7 protein-coding genes and 4 pseudogenes are annotated in these 15208 nt (G+C 59.7%); 4 read left to right on the top strand and 7 right to left on the bottom strand.

The features are described 5' to 3' along the window. Positions 1-101 precede the first annotated feature (101 nt). From pgm to JN403_RS18575, 5 genes and pseudogenes are all read right to left on the bottom strand, one after another. Positions 102-1744, bottom strand: a pseudogene (gene pgm / locus JN403_RS18555) (phosphoglucomutase (alpha-D-glucose-1,6-bisphosphate-dependent)). Between the two features lie 173 nt (positions 1745-1917). Next, positions 1918-4193: pseudogene (locus JN403_RS18560) on the bottom strand (ATP-dependent DNA helicase). A 597-nt stretch (positions 4194-4790) separates the two neighbouring features. After that, complete coding sequence (locus JN403_RS18565; protein WP_172611942.1) at positions 4791-6188, bottom strand: PLP-dependent aminotransferase family protein; 1398 nt, start codon at positions 6186-6188, stop codon at positions 4791-4793. 102 nt (positions 6189-6290) lie between these two features. Continuing rightward, a pseudogene (locus tag JN403_RS18570) lies at positions 6291-7791 on the bottom strand (hypothetical protein). Between the two features lie 529 nt (positions 7792-8320). Continuing rightward, a complete protein-coding gene (locus tag JN403_RS18575) occupies positions 8321-9343 on the bottom strand; it encodes a zinc-dependent alcohol dehydrogenase family protein (RefSeq protein WP_122625243.1) in 1023 nt (340 codons plus the stop codon). A gap of 461 nt (positions 9344-9804) precedes the next feature. Between JN403_RS18575 and JN403_RS18580 the strand changes: the two are divergent. Beyond that, positions 9805-10718 (top strand): annotated as a pseudogene (locus tag JN403_RS18580) (LysR family transcriptional regulator). Between the two features lie 42 nt (positions 10719-10760). Here JN403_RS18580 and JN403_RS18585 read toward each other — a convergent pair. After that, the gene (locus tag JN403_RS18585) at positions 10761-11150 is read right to left on the bottom strand and encodes a helix-turn-helix domain-containing protein (protein ID WP_122534816.1); all 390 of its coding nucleotides are present in this window, start codon (positions 11148-11150) and stop codon (positions 10761-10763) included. 112 nt (positions 11151-11262) lie between these two features. Between JN403_RS18585 and namA the strand changes: the two genes are divergently transcribed. Both namA and JN403_RS18595 read left to right on the top strand, forming a co-directional pair. Then, positions 11263-12306, top strand: coding sequence for an NADPH dehydrogenase NamA (gene namA, locus JN403_RS18590; RefSeq protein ID WP_205483669.1), 1044 nt, complete (start codon positions 11263-11265; stop codon positions 12304-12306). A gap of 124 nt (positions 12307-12430) precedes the next feature. After that, complete coding sequence (locus tag JN403_RS18595; protein ID WP_122625258.1) at positions 12431-12814, top strand: nuclear transport factor 2 family protein; 384 nt, start codon at positions 12431-12433, stop codon at positions 12812-12814. Between the two features lie 119 nt (positions 12815-12933). Here the strand turns inward: JN403_RS18595 and JN403_RS18600 are convergent, their stop codons facing one another. Then, complete coding sequence (locus tag JN403_RS18600; protein ID WP_205483671.1) at positions 12934-13842, bottom strand: LysR substrate-binding domain-containing protein; 909 nt, start codon at positions 13840-13842, stop codon at positions 12934-12936. Positions 13843-13942: 100 nt separating this feature from the next. Here JN403_RS18600 and JN403_RS18605 point away from each other — a divergent pair, with 100 nt between their 5' ends. Beyond that, complete coding sequence (locus JN403_RS18605) at positions 13943-15112, top strand: mandelate racemase/muconate lactonizing enzyme family protein (RefSeq protein WP_205483673.1); 1170 nt, start codon at positions 13943-13945, stop codon at positions 15110-15112. Positions 15113-15208: the final 96 nt, after the last annotated feature.

Here is a 15208-nt window from a genome sequence, read left to right on the forward strand (position 1 = left end):
AACCAGGAGCAAGCACCCTTGGTTACTTGGGGTACTTTTCCAAGTAACTCGCCGAAGGCGAAATGTCTGCCCTTAGGCAGACGCTCTTGATCTTCGTACCTTCAAGGCGCTATCGCGCCATCCACGAGCACTTGTGCCTCAGCCACCAGACGCTTGAGGTGATCCTCGCCCTTGAAGCTCTCGGCATAGATCTTGTAAATATCCTCAGTGCCCGACGGCCGCGCCGCGAACCAGCCGTTCTCGGTGATGACCTTCAAACCACCAATTGCCTGATCATTGCCAGGCGCCTTGCTCAGGATGCTTTCGATCTTCTCCCCGCCAGCTCCGTCGACGTCACCTGCTCCGGCGACAGCTTGCTCAACAGCGCCTTCTGCTCGAAGTTAGCCTTTGCCTCGACGCGGGTCGACACCGGCTCGCCCAACTCATCGGTCAACGCCTTGTACATCTCGCTCGGGTCGCGGCCTTTGCGTGCGCGGATTTCCGCTGCCAGCAATGCCGGAATCAAACCATCCTTGTCCGTGGTCCAGACGGTCCCGTCGCGACGCAAGAACGACGCACCGGCACTTTCCTCACCACCAAAGCCCAGCGAACCCTCGTACAGGCCTTCGGCGAAAAACTTGAAGCCCACCGGCACTTCGTACAGGCGGCGGCCCAGACGCTGGGTCACGCGGTCGATCATCCCGCTGCTCACCACGGTCTTGCCGACCGCGGCATCGGCGCGCCAATCCGGACGGTTCTGGAACAGGTAATCGATCGACACCGCCAGATAATTGTTCGGCGCCAGCAATCCACCGGTTGGCGTCACGATGCCGTGACGGTCGTGGTCCGGGTCGCAGGCGAAGGCCACCTGGAAGCGGTCCTTCAAACCGATCAGGCTCTGCATCGCGAAATTGGACGACGGGTCCATGCGGATCTTGCCGTCCCAGTCCACGCTCATGAAGCGGAAGGTCGGATCGACGAACTTGTTCACCACTTCCAGATTCAGCCCGTAGTGCTCACCGATGGCAGACCAGTACCGCACGCCTGCCCCGCCCAACGGATCAACGCCCAGATGCAGACTGGCACCACGGATGGCGTCCATGTCGATGACGTTTTTCAAGTCCGCGACGTAAGTATTGATGTAATCGTGGCGATGGGTGGTGTCGGCGCGCAGGGCTTTTTCGTGGGTGATGCGCTGGACGTTGACGATGCGCTCGGCCAGCAATTCGTTGGCTTTGTTCTCGATCCACTTGGTGATGTGCGAGTCAGCCGGGCCGCCGTTGGTAGGGTTGTACTTGAAGCCGCCGCTTTCCGGCGGGTTGTGGGACGGCGTGATGACGATGCCGTCGGCCAGGCCCGAGGTGCGACCGCGGTTGTAGCAGATGATGGCGTGGGAGATCGCCGGCGTCGGGGTGTACTCGTCACCCTCGGAAATCATCACGTTGACGCCGTTGGCTGCCAGCACTTCCAGCGCTGAAGCGGCCGCCGGGGTCGACAGCGCGTGGGTGTCGGCGCCGAGGAACAGCGGGCCATCGATGCCGTTGGCCTGCCGGTACAGGCAGATCGCCTGACTGATGGCCAGCACGTGCCACTCGTTGAAGCTCAATTCGAAAGAGCTGCCGCGGTGCCCGGAGGTACCGAAGGCAACACGCTGGGTCGCCACCGATGCGTCGGGCTGGCCGGTGTAATAGGCCGTCACCAGACGAGGAAGATCGACCAGCAATTCTGCAGGCGCCAGTTTGCCCGCGAATGGACTGATACTCATGCGAAACCTCCGTGGATGAAAAATAGGAAAAGACAAAAAGAAAAGGTCCCGACCCAGCGGGAAACAACCTTAAAAGCCGCCTGAAATGACAGTGCCGCGGCAGTTTACTGGCAGTTGGACCGTGGCGCTCGGCTATCGATCCGTAACGCCTTGAGACAATTAGCTGGACCACATCATAGCTGCCACCACGCCGGCAACAGCTGTTGAATCTTGCGCTCAGCAAAGCGATCGTCGATCAGCACTACGACACCGCGATCGTCCAGGCCGCGAATCACTCGGCCGGCGGCCTGTACCACTTTCTGCATGCCGGGGTAGAGATAGGTGTAGTCGTAACCGGCGCCGAACAACAGGCTCATGCGCTGCTTGAGTTGCTCGTTGACCGGGTTGATCTGCGCCAGCCCCAAGGTGGCGATGAACGCGCCGATCAACCGCGCTCCCGGCAGGTCAATGCCCTCGCCGAATGCTCCGCCCAGCACGGCAAAACCGATGCCCTGACTGCCCGGCGTAAACCGCTCGAGAAAGGCCTGCCGTTCCGCCTCGGCCATGCCCCGGGATTGCTTCCAGACAGGCACGGCCGGGTGGCTGCGCTCCATTAGATCTGCCACTTGCTGGAGGTAGTCGAAGCTGCTGAAGAACGCCAGATAATTCCCCGGCCGCGCCTCGAACTGCCGCGCCATCAGCTCGACGATGGGCGCCAGCGAGGCCTGCCGATGGGTGTAGCGGGTGGAAATGCGGCTGACGATTTCCACATCCAGCTGCGAGCGTTGGAACGGCGACTCGACGTCGACCCACGCCGTGGTATCGGGCAGGCCCAGCAGGTCACGGTAGAAATGCCGTGGATTGAGGGTCGCGGAAAACAGTACTGCGCTGATCGCCGCGGTCAGGCGCGGACGCACAAAACCCGCTGGGACAACGTTGCGCAGGCACAGGCGCGACAGCGACTTGCTGCCCAGCTCACGCTTGCTGATGTCGAACAGAAAGTGCTCGTCGAACAACTCCGCGATGCGACCGAACTGGATGGCCTCGAAATAGAAGCTCTGCAGCTCACCGTTGGCCGCATGGGGGTGCTCGTTGAAGTAGTCGCCGAACGCCGTGATGCACAAATTGAGGCTGTTGAGAAATTTGGCCGGCGTGGCGGCATAGGCCTGATAGGGCGCGACTTGCTCCTTGTGCAGGGCGTTCCAGTCGCGATTGAGCCGCTGCAAGGCTTTTTCACCGGCTCCGGCGCGCTCTGCCGCACCTGATTCATGCTGTACTGATCGAGGGTTGCGCTGTACATCGACCGCGTCCGCTCGACCATGTTATGCGCCTCGTCCACCAGCACCGCGACGCGCCACTGATTGAACTGACTGAGCCCGAACAGCATGCCGCTGAGGTCGAAATAGTAGTTGTAGTCGGCGATCACCACGTCCGACCAGCGCGCCAGCTCCTGGCTCAAATAGTACGGGCAAACCTGATGGCCCAGCGCAACCTCACGCACGCCTGCCTGATCGAGCCACGGCTTGATCGTTGCCTCACTGCGCGCCGCCGGCAGCCGGTCGTAAAAACCTTTGGCGAGCGGGCATGAATCGCCGTTGCAGGCCTTGTCCGGGTATTCGCAGGCCTTGTCCCGCGCCACCATCTCCAGCACCCGAAGGCTCAGCTCCGGGGCACTTCGCCCAATCACGCTAAGCGCATCCAGCGCCAGCTTGCGTCCCGGCGTCTTTGCAGTGAGAAAGAACACTTTGTCCAGTTTGCGCGTCGGCGCGGCCTTGAGCATCGGGAACACCGTGCCGATGGTCTTGCCAATCCCGGTGGGCGCCTGGGCCATCAAACAGCGTCCGGTGCTGACCGCCTTGTACACCGACTCGGCCAACACCCGCTGCCCGGTACGAAAACCGGCATGGGGGAACTTAAGAGCGCTAAGCCCACGGTCTCGGGTGTCGCGATGAGCCAGTTCCTGCCGCGCCCACTGCAGGAAAATTCCCGCCTGAATTTCGAAAAACGCCTGTAACTCGGCGGCCGTGAAACGCTGCTGAATGAGGGTTTCCTGCTCGCTGATGATGTTGAAATACACCAGCGCCAGATTGACCTCGGCCAGCTGCATTTGCTGGCAGAGCAACCAGCCGTACACCTTTGCCTGGGCCCAGTGCAGCTGCCGATGGTTGGCGGGCAGGCTGCTCAGGTCGCCGCGATAGGTCTTGATCTCCTCGAGCTGGTTCAGCGCCGCATCGTAGCCATCCGCCCTGCCCCGAATCCTCAGCTCATGAAACACCCCGCTCAACGCCACCTCAGCCTGATACTGCGGCCCCCGCCGCGCCGCCACCGTCCGATGCCCGGCAATCCCCTCCTGCGCCGTGGGCGACGGGGTAAACCGCAAATCGAGATCCCCCGCCTTCGCCGTGAACTCACACAACTCCCGCACCGCGACCCGATAACCCGTTTCAGGATCGACAGCCGCAACCGCCACAGTCTCGACAGAAACTGCGCGGTTATCGGGGGAAATAGTGGAAATGGAAGTCACTGAAAAGGCTGGCCGTCAATCGGAACACTGGACGGACGTACAGATAACAGCTCAATGCGGTCGAGGCAAACGGAAATGGATTGGCGGCCGGATTTCGGCGCAGAGCGCCAGGGAATGCATTCCCACGCAGAGCGTGGGAACGATCAATCAAGCCGGTCAGGACCAACCTTGATGGCGCATGAACCGGCCTCTTCCCGGCTAAAGCCGGTCCAACCAGGGAAGCCGTTGATCTGCTTTTGATATTCATACACAAAAGGCTCAGTCACCGCCAATCGCGACTTGGGTGCAGGCTGAACGTAGACGACGCGTAGTGGGCCGAGCCGCATGGATGCGGCGAGAGCGCCGTCAGGACAGGGATGTCCGTTCGGCGCGGGCCCACGGAGCGTCGTCGGAGTGAGGGTATTCCGACGAAGGAGGAACCCAACCGAGAGCAAGCACCCTTGGTTACTTGGGGTGCTTTTCCAAGTAACTCGCCGAAGGCGAAACAGTCTGCCCCCAGGCAGACGCCCTTGATCTTGATCTTGATCTTGATCTGAAAAAACCCTACCCCAACCGCTCCTGCACCAAAGCATTCCGAACAATCACTAGCATCGACTCAATATTCTGCCCCCAATCCACCGACCCGCTGATCCGCAAACACTGCTGATGCAACCCCCGCACACTAAACAACTCCCCCGGCGCCACCACGATTCTCTGCTCCAGCAACCGATTGAACACCCGCGCCGTATCCACCCGATGCACACTCTCCAGCCAGATCGACGCCCCGCCTCGGGGCAGCTCAAACTGCACCTCATCCCCCAGATACTGCTCCACCCCGCTCGCCAACTCACCGACCCGCTGCTCGAGACAACCACGCAACTCCCGCAAGTGCCGGTCGAACTGCCCCGAAGCGTACAACCGCGCAATCGCCTTCTGCCGGACGGGCGGCAGGCGAAACGACCGCAACACCCACTGCTGATGCAACAGCGCCCGTGAATGCCGACTCAACAGATACCCGAATGGCGCCTCCAGCCCGATCATCTTGTCAAAAGCACCCACCACCAACAGCCGCTCCGGATCAATCAAATCCCGGAACGGCGAACTGTCGTCCTCGAAACACAAAGCGCCATGGGTATCGTTCTCCAGCACCCACACACCCTGCAGGTTCAGCACCTCCGCCATCCGCGCACGCTGGGCGGAAGGCATCCTCTGCCCGCGAACGGGGTCCATCCGCGACGACACAATCGCCAGTTTCACATCCTCGCGCTGGATCAACGCCCCCAGCTCATCGAGGTTGATACCGCCCTGCGCATCCGTGCAGACCTCAATCACCCGGATTCCGTAGGTCTGCAGCGTACGCAGAATGCTCCAGCCACACGGCGACTCCACCAGCACGGCACAGTCGCGTAGCTGCAGCGCTTCGATGACGGTCTTCAAGACGCCGGTCTTGTCCGGACCGATGAACACATTGTCCGGGTGCCAGCAATGCTCGGTCGATGAGGTGTAGTGGCCGGCCAGTGCCGTGCGCAACTCGATATCGCCGAAGGGTTCAAAGCGCGGATCGGGCTGGCAGGGATAGTGACGCATGAGGTCGCGTTCAACGCTGAGCAGCGCGCCGTGCAGGGACACCAGCAGGGTGGGCTCATCGGCGCCGAAGACAAACATGTCCGGACGCCGGGCACTGGCATGAAAACGCGTGAACACGTCATCACCTTCCAGGGGCATGTCGTTGCAAGGGTTGGGCAGCGCGAAATAGCCGGATTTGGGCACGGAGCAGATTCGCCCTTCCTTCTCAAGAAGGCTATAGGCGTTCTGCACCGTGGAAATCGACACCCGCAGCCGTCGTGCCAGGAGCCGCAACGAGGGCATGCGCGCGGCGGGCCCGGCGGACAGTTCATTGGTCAACCTGAGCAGGTAGCGATACACCATCTGGTAGGCAAAGTCAGTTTTGTTGTTATTCATCGAATACCCCATCCGTGCGCCAGGCGCAGGGTCATTGAGAAAGCGCCGCGTGGACCGCACGAGGCTCAGCGCATCACTGCGCGTCAGTTCACCTCACGGCGTTCAACGCCCCGAAATCAGTTCCGTCGTCAAGGCGCCGGTGTGCGGATCGACCGTCGTCACCCGGCGTTTGTCGGGGTCGCTTGCGCGAACCCTGGCGATGATCGAGCGCTCGTCGTTGAAGTCCACGTGGCGCTTGGCGTAAAGCGATTGCAGCCCCTTCAGGCTCAGACCGCTGACCTCCACCAGCCAATGCGGCACCAGGTCCGGGGCCAACTGCCCGGCAAGGGTCTTGTGCAGATCGCTCAGCCCGACCAGCATGCCGGGGTGATAGCGACGCAGGAAATCCTCGAGCCTCGCGCCGGTGTCGACAAACGGCGAGAACAGCAGGCAAACCCACTGCGTCTCGCTCAGGCCAAATGCCTCTTGGCCATAACCCTCGGCAAGCTGACGGCGATCGGCGATTTTCTCCGGGCTGTCGTAGGCTGCCAGCGCCTGCTTGATCAGGCGTACAGGCATGCGTTTGCGGCGCATCATGGCGGCTGCCAGTTCCAGGTACTCTGCGATGCCGTCGGCGTAGGTCCGACCTTCGATGAATTCGGCTTTAAGCCCGCGCAGGTGGGCCATCAGTAAGGGATTGGCGCAGTCTGACTCGCTGAAGCTGAACGCCAGGTCATCAAACCGGAAGCCCAGAAAGTCAGTCAGCAGCCCCCAGTGTTCCTCCGCGCGGTAGCCGATGAGGTCCGCAGCGGTCAGCAAGGTCGGGACGATAGTTCGGTTCGGGTACACCGGTGGCCGGCTGTAGCCCGACGGTTCTGCGGATTCGCCGTACAGCTCTTCGTAATAGGCGCGCCCAAGGCTGTCGATGACGCTCAATGCCCCACTGAAACCCAGGGTGTGCCAAGGCTCCATTTTCTGCCCCCCGTGCCGCGCCAGACGCATGATCCAGGTCGCGTATTGCTTCTGCTCCTTGAGCGAGTCGCCACTGATCACGGCATTGACGCCGCCCCCAGCAGGCGGCACGGACCAGAAAATCCGCCATGCCCAGATAACAGCTGTTGCAGAAAGTGGTGCGCGCATCGCCAGCCGTCAGATGCCCGCCCAGCAGCACGTCGGAGCGATTCTGCTCACGACCCGCCGTCGAAAACGGTAAGTCGGGCTCGAAAATCTGTACGTACTGATGATCGATCACCAGCAGCTCGACCCTCGGGTCGTCGTGCAGAAACAGCGCCGAATAGCAGCGATCAATGTTGCCCATCACCGCCGACGTAATACCCGCATGACGCATATTCGCGATCCGTAGTCTGAACGTTGCCGGTCCACGTGCGGCGATACTCAGTTGAGCAGCACGCAACATGGCCACGGTATAGGCGCTGTCCTTACCGCCGCTGAACGGGACCAGCACTTTGTAGCCGCCGATCCTTTCAATACCGCCCGCTGCAACGATCAAGCGCTGGATCAACAACTGCAACGCTGTTCGTTCGTTTCGATTCAAATAACCCGAAAGCCGCTGCAGCACTTGCTGGTAGACATAGTTCATCGCTTGTTCATGCATTGAACTCATGGCTTCAATACCTGACTGATCAGCCTGGTGACACTGTTCTCTGTAAAAGGCTTATTGGATAGAAACGCGGCAGGCCCAACAACAACGGACGTGCCGGATCGATTATCAGGCGACGCAGACGGCGGCAGATCAACAAGCATCTTCTCGTTCCTTGAGTCTCTAATTATTGAAACTATTATCGACGCTTGAAGCACAATTACAAGCCAGCCATCGCCGACACGTAAAGGTTCTCCTTTCGACAAATCCATTTAGGAATTAAACAAGGATGTTTAAATCAGCGTTTATTAAAAGCGAACAGTGCATTGATTCAATTACTTAGGGGATTCATCAACATCGTTCACTTAGCGTGTCGATCAATGAATTAAACACCCTATAAACAAAAAAGCCCTCCGGAATTTCCAGGAAGGCTTCAGTGGTACAACGTGACCCGTCACTGACAGGGCGGATAACTTTCAAATCGGTCTCCGGCACCTCAATCCCGACGCCAGGTCAAAAGCGTCGAGCGTTCAATGAGCGCGATGGTCTGCGCTCAGGATGGATCAACCTCAACCACTACACGACCACCTACCGGGCAACCGTCCATCAAACGGTGGGCTTCGACCAACTGATCGAACGGGAACACTTTAGTGATCTGCGGTAACAGCATGCCGTCCGCCGTCATCTGGTTGATGTCGCGCAAGGCACGCTTGATCGCTTCTTCGTCCTGCTTGATGCCCAGCTCCGGCTTACCGGTGAAGTTACCCACGCAGTGCACAAAGAACTGGATGTTCTTCTGAAACGCTGCACACGCCGGGAACGGCGTCTGGTTACCACCCTGCAGGCCATAAAGAATCAGACTGCCACGGGGTGCCAACACATCACCCAGAATTGACATCTGCGGACCACCCAGACCGTCGAGGACAATGTCCACGCCGCGGTTGTCGGTGTAACGGTTGATCGTCAGAAGCAAATCCTCTTCTTCGGTAACGATCACTTTGTCCGCACCCATTTTCAGCAGGTAATCGCGGCACGCTTCGGTCTTGGTCGCGGCAATCACCTTGATGCCGAGCGCCTTGCCCAATTGCAGGAACGCAGGGCCCGCGCAATGGCTTGCATCGGTGACCAGTGCCGTTTGCCCAGGTTTTGCCCGCGCCAGTTCAACGAACGCAAAGTACGCCACCAGCATCGGTGTGTAGTGAACGGCCGCCTCATTGGGCGTGAGCACGTCTGGATAGCGGGTCACGGAAGTCTGGGGCAGCAGAATCAGCTCGCCGTAGACCGGGTATACATTGACGTCCGCCGAAGGGAAGCTGGCAACCTTGTCGCCCACTTTCAGATCGGTCACGCCATCGCCAATAGCCGTAATGACGCCCGCCATTTCGGAACCCAGACCGGCCGGCAGGCGAGCCTGGGATGAAGCCAGATTTTGTCGCCACAGCACGTCGTACCAGGTAACGCCGATCGCCTGAACGCGCACTTGCACCTCACCGGGTGCAGGCAACGCGACCGGCAGCTCTTCTACTTTGAGCACCTCGGCCGGACCGAACTGATGAAAACGGATCGTGCGGGACATTTCGAACCTCGCCTTATGAACCTTGATGCCATGAACTCTATCCGGGCGCCGCCGGTAACACTATCAGTGGCTATTAATAGTCGACATGCCTGCCATCGATTCTGATGGCTCAGGCAGCTGCTGAATCTTGCGCGGCCGTCCCGGGCCTGCTGGGCGCACATTGTTGGGTGCTCACCGCGACATTGCAACCCGAAGCCTGAAGATCGATGCATCCCGTGCTCCGCGCTGGCTGCGACGCACCGGATTACAAAGGGCCAGCACGTTGCCATTGGTGTGTTTTTGCGGGTCAAGGTTTCATCGGCAACCACCATTGGGTGCGCCTCGGAGCACATTTACAGCGTTGCAGGAAAATTCAACAATGCAGACAACCGGTATTTACCCGTAATATCCCTGCCTGAGCTGAACACGTGGCGCGCGTCTGGGCCGCCAATGTATCGACCAATGCCCCCGAGACCCCCGTCATGAATCGCAACGACCTGCGTCGCGTCGACCTCAATCTGCTCATCGTTTTCGAAACTCTGATGCACGAACGCAGCGTCACCCGCGCGGCGGAGAAGCTGTTCCTCGGACAACCGGCGATCAGTGCGGCGTTGTCGCGATTGCGCGGGCTGTTCGACGATCCGCTGTTCGTGCGCACCGGACGCAGCATGGAGCCCACTGCGCGGGCCATCGAGATCTTCGGCCTGCTGTCCCCTGCCCTGGACTCCATCTCCACCGCCGTCAGCCGCGCCGCGGACTTCGACCCGGCCACCAGCACCGCCGTGTTCCGCATTGGCCTGTCCGACGAAGTCGAGTTCGCCCTGCTGCCGTCACTGCTCAAGCGCCTGCGTTCGGAGGCACCGGGAATCGTGCTGGTGGTGCGCCGCACCAACTACATCCTGATGCCGGCGCTGCTCTCCTCCGGTGAAATCTCCATCGGCGTCAGCTACACCGACGACCTCCCGGCCAATGCCAAGCGCAAAGTGCTGCGCCGCAGCAAACCCAAACTGCTGCGCGCCGACACCATGCCGGGACCGATCACCCTGGATGATTTCTGCGCCCGCCCCCACGCCCTGGTGTCCTTCGCCGGCGACCTCGGCGGCTTCATCGACGAACACCTGGAAAAAATCGGCCGCAAACGCCACGTCGTGCTGGCGGTTCCGCAGTTCAACGGTCTGGCCACGCTGATTGCCGGGACCGACATCGTCGCGACCGTGCCTGACTACGCCGCTGCCGTGCTGACGGCTGCGGGTGGTGTGCGCTCGGAGGAGCTGCCGATTGAATCGCGTACGTTCGAACTGCACATGGCCTGGCGGGGGTCGCAGGATAATGATCCAGGGGAGAGATGGTTAAGGTCGCGGATTCAGATGTTTTTGGGGATCCGGATAGCCTGTAGGGGCTAGCGCAGGCCCGGCACCGCACGGGCTACTGCGCAGACTCAAGCCAGAGATTCGAGCTTGTCAACATCGACTGCAGATCGCCGCAGTTCCAGAATCGTGCGCTCATGCACAGCTCCCCACTCGCGCATGGCACTCACCAGAGGCACGAGAGAGTTGCCCAGTTGCGTGAGCGAATACTCAACTTTAGGCGGCACTTCGCGATAGATCTCGCGATGAATCACCCCGTCAGTTTCCAGCTCTCTCAACTGCAATGTCAGCATCCTCTGCGTGATGTCAGGTATCGAGCGCCGCAGCTCATTAAACCGTTGGGTTCCTGACATCAGGTGGAAGAGGATGAGCGACTTCCACTTTCCGCCAATGACATCGACGGTAAACGCGACGGGGCACGCGAACGCTTCGAGTTCATCCTGGGGATTACATTTCTTCACGGTGATCACCACGGTATAAAAAGTGTGCCTACAGCACATTATTGTGCGTACTTACTCGCCAGTGCTGCGTACGCTAGCATCATTCCATATTAACCACTATGGAATCCGCCAGATGAGCTTGTTGCTGTCCCCCCACACAATCAAAGGCCTCACACTGAAAAACCGCGTTGTCATGTCCCCGATGTGCATGCACATGGCAGCGGACGATGGCTTCGTCACTGACTGGCATCGCGTTCATTACGGCGCTCGCGCGTTGGGTCAGGCAGGGCTGATTTTTCCAGAAACATTGGCTGTCCACGCTGACGGCCGTATCGGCCCAGGTGACCTCGGCATCTGGAGCGATGAACACGTTGTTGGCTTGAAAGCGCTGGTTGAGCTGCTTCATGGCTTTGGCGCAAAAGCAGGCGCACAGATCGGCCATGCTGGGCGCAACGCTGATCTGCCCAATCTGATTCACATCGCGCCGTCCGCCATACCCTTCACGGATACCAGCCCTGTTCCACGCGCACTCGCGGCGGATGAAATTCCGGGGCTGGTCAAACTTTACGGCGATGCCGCACGACGTGCCCGCGACGCCGGTTTCGATGTCCTCGAGATTCATGCCGCCCACGGCTACTTGTTGAGCGAGTTTCTCTCGCCGCTGGCCAATACCCGCGACGACGAATATGGCGGCGATCCCAAGCGACGCTATCGCTTCCTTCGGGAAGTGCTGGAGGAAGTCAAAATCCATTGGGGGGATCGCCCACTGTTTGTCCGCATATCCAGCTCTGATTACGCGCAAGGCGGCAACACGCCCGAGTCGTTCCTTGAGTACGGTCGCTGGATGAAAGAGCAAGGTGTTGACCTGATCGACTGCAGTTCCGGCGGTATCAAAATGGTCAAGATCCAGACCTACCCGGGTTACCAGGTACCGGCCGCTGAATTGCTGCGCAAAGAACTGCATATCGCGACAGGTGCTGTCGGTGTGATTCAGAACGGACGTCAGGCCGAAGAAATTTTGCAAAACGGCCAGGCTGATTTGGTGTTTGTAGGCCGGCAAATGCTGCGAGATCCATTTTGGGTTCGTAGCGCTGCAGATGATCTAAAAGAAATGATCGAGATTCCTGTCGCCTACACTCGTTATGGATCTGTCTGGCTGGATACCACTGCTAATTGATAAGAGTTGAGACATGAAAATGACTTCCATGAAGCGTTGGCTTTTGGTCGCCCTGATTTCCAGTTTGGGCACGATTGCCCAGGCAGATACCCAACCCCATGACAAACAAGTGAGTCATACCATCGTGAATAAACCTACCTACGTAGATGAATACCAAGCCATCACCGACGTGCTGAATAAATACATCGAGGGCTGCAGGCAGGCCGACAGTAGCATCATGAAACCCGCGTTCAACGAACATGCGACGATGTACAGCGTCGGCGCCGATGGCAAACTCGCAGGCGGCGCGATTTCAATTCTGTTCAAGGGAATCGACGAAGACTTTCGTCCGTCACCGAACGCCCAGGCCGCTATAACCCGTATCGAAATCGTCGGTACTGCCGCCAGCGCACGGATAGATGCAAATGACATGTCGGGCCTCTCTTTCACTGACTTCTTTCAACTGCTGAAAGTGGAAGGCAAGTGGGCGGTGGTCAGCAAAATCTTCCAGCCGCATACGGAGTCTTGATGGAGGCTTGGGCAGACTGACATTCGAAGAACGAGAATCGGGCCGCAGCGAAGAGTGATCTTCAACCTGATGTCTCGGTCTTTTAAAACGCCAGGTGCCGGTCCATTAGGCTGATCGACTCAACCCGCCCGTCCGCCTAATGCCAGCCCGACGTCACCGCCCGCCTCATCCCAAAACGCCTCCGCCGCCTGACTCAGCTGCGCCTTCGGCCGAGTCAGGTGAATTTCCAGCGGAATGTCCCAGCTTTCATCCAGCGCTCTGACCAGGCGCCCTTCCAGCACTTCCTGCTCGGTCAGGCTTTTCGGCAGCCACGCCACGCCTTTGCTTTCCAGGGCCATGGACATGAGTACGGCTGCAAGGTGGCTGCTGAAGAGCGGTTTGAGGTGAAGGTAATCTTCCTTGCCCCGCAGTCGGTGGGCGACGATGCGCCCCAGCCCGGATTCATGGGTGTACGCCAGATACGGCAACGCCGCCGGCGTGGTGCCAAAGCGGGTCGATGTGCTCGCCAGGGGCACCAGCACGTCCTCACCGACCTTCTTGCTGATGAACTGATCAGGCGCCAGCAGCGGCGGCACGTCGGGGTGGCGATGGCAGAGCATGAACTGCACCTGGCCGTGGATCAGCATCTGCTCGCAGACCGCCATGCTGTCGGAGTGCAGCTGCACGGCCTCGATGAGCGCGGCATTTTCCGAGCTTCGCAGCCACTTGGGAAAGAAAGTGAACGACAGGGAATGCGTGGCCGCGAACTTGAGTGAGCGCGCCGCCATCCCGGCCACTTCCTGGGCCTCATTACGCATCCGGTACAGGTGCCGGGCCGCCTCCTGAGCCCTCGGCAGAATTTGCCTTCCCGCCTCCGTCAGCGTGGCGCCCTGAGGCGTGCGCACGAATAACTCCACGCCCATCCAGTTCTCCAGCGAGCGAACCCGGCGGCTAAAGGCCGGCTGGGTAACGTGCCGTGCTTCGGCGGCACGGACAAAGCTGCCGTACTCCGCAAGCGCCGAGAGATCTTCAAGCCAGACGAGTTCCAAGGGGCCATGCCTCCTGTGCATAGGGTGCGGCATTAATAGCATTGGGCGGGTGTCGTCGCAAAGCCTAACGTGGGGCCACGAACAACAAGAGGAACCCGTCATGCGCATCGTCGACATCCGAGAAAAAACCGTTTCCATTGCCTCGCCCATCGCCAACGCCTACATCGATTTTTCCAAGATGACCTGCTCGGTCGTGGCGGTGATCACCGATGTGATCCGCGACGGCAAACCTGTTATCGGCTATGGCTTCAACTCCAACGGTCGCTACGGCCAAGGCGCGCTGATGCGTGATCGCTTCCTGGCGCGCGTCACCGAAGCCGACCCCGACACCCTTGTCGATCATGAAAACAACAACCTCGATCCGTTCGCCATCTGGAAAACCCTGATGACCAACGAAAAGCCAGGCGGTCACGGTGAGCGCTCGGTCGCCGTCGGCACCCTTGACATGGCGGTCTGGGACGCCGTCGCCAAGATCGAAGGCAAGCCGCTGTATCGCCTGCTGGCTGATCGTTACCGCAACGGCGTGGCCGATGACAAAGTCTGGGTCTATGCCGCGGGCGGCTATTACTACCCAGGCAAGGACCAGACCAAGCTCAAGGCGGAAATGCAGAGCTACCTGGATCGCGGTTATGACGTGGTCAAAATGAAGATCGGCGCCGTGCCCCTGGACGAAGACATCCGCCGCATCGAGGCAGTGCTAGAGGTGGTCGGGGACGGACGTCGTCTGGCGGTGGATGCCAACGGCCGTTTCGATCTGGAAACCGGCATTGCTTACGCCGAAGCCATCAAGAAGTACAACCTCTTCTGGTACGAAGAAGTCGGGGACCCGCTGGACTACGCGCTTCAAGCCGAGCTTGCCAATCACTACGAGCTGCCCATGGCCACCGGTGAAAACCTGTTTTCCCATCAGGACGCCCGCAACCTGCTGCGCCACGGCGGCATGCGCCCTGATCGCGACTTTCTGCAGTTCGACTGCGCGCTGTCCTACGGGCTGGTGGAATACATGCGCACGCTGAAGGTGATGGAAGACATGGGCTGGTCGTCCCGCCGCGTGGTGCCCCACGGTGGTCACCAAATGTCCTTGAACATCGCCGCCGGCCTGCACCTGGGCGGCAACGAATCCTACCCGGACGTGTTCCAGCCCTTCGGCGGTTTTGCCGACGGGATCAAGGTGGAAAACAGCTACGTCGGATTACCGGATATTCCAGGTGTCGGGTTTGAAGCGAAGTCCGCCTTGTACGCCGTCATGCGCGAGTTGGGTGAAGGCTGATCAAACCCCGTCTGCGGCCCTTTTTGAAAGAGGCCGCAGACACACGCGTCATTCCTGACGCCACGCCACATGCCCATCACAACAATAAAATGAGGT

Origin of the sequence: Pseudomonas sp. 15A4 (genome assembly GCF_016925575.1) — a bacterium.
Taxonomy (GTDB): domain Bacteria; phylum Pseudomonadota; class Gammaproteobacteria; order Pseudomonadales; family Pseudomonadaceae; genus Aquipseudomonas.

What these genes read in the sequence shown, in the direction of transcription:
- JN403_RS18565 (WP_172611942.1), bottom strand. Translation starts at nt 6,188, where the DNA reads ATGAATAACAACAAAACTGACTTTGCCTACCAGATGGTGTATCGCTAC.
- JN403_RS18575 (WP_122625243.1), bottom strand. Translation starts at nt 9,343, where the DNA reads ATGTCCCGCACGATCCGTTTTCATCAGTTCGGTCCGGCCGAGGTGCTC.
- namA (WP_205483669.1), top strand. Translation starts at nt 11,263, where the DNA reads ATGAGCTTGTTGCTGTCCCCCCACACAATCAAAGGCCTCACACTGAAA.
- JN403_RS18605 (WP_205483673.1), top strand. Translation starts at nt 13,943, where the DNA reads ATGCGCATCGTCGACATCCGAGAAAAAACCGTTTCCATTGCCTCGCCC.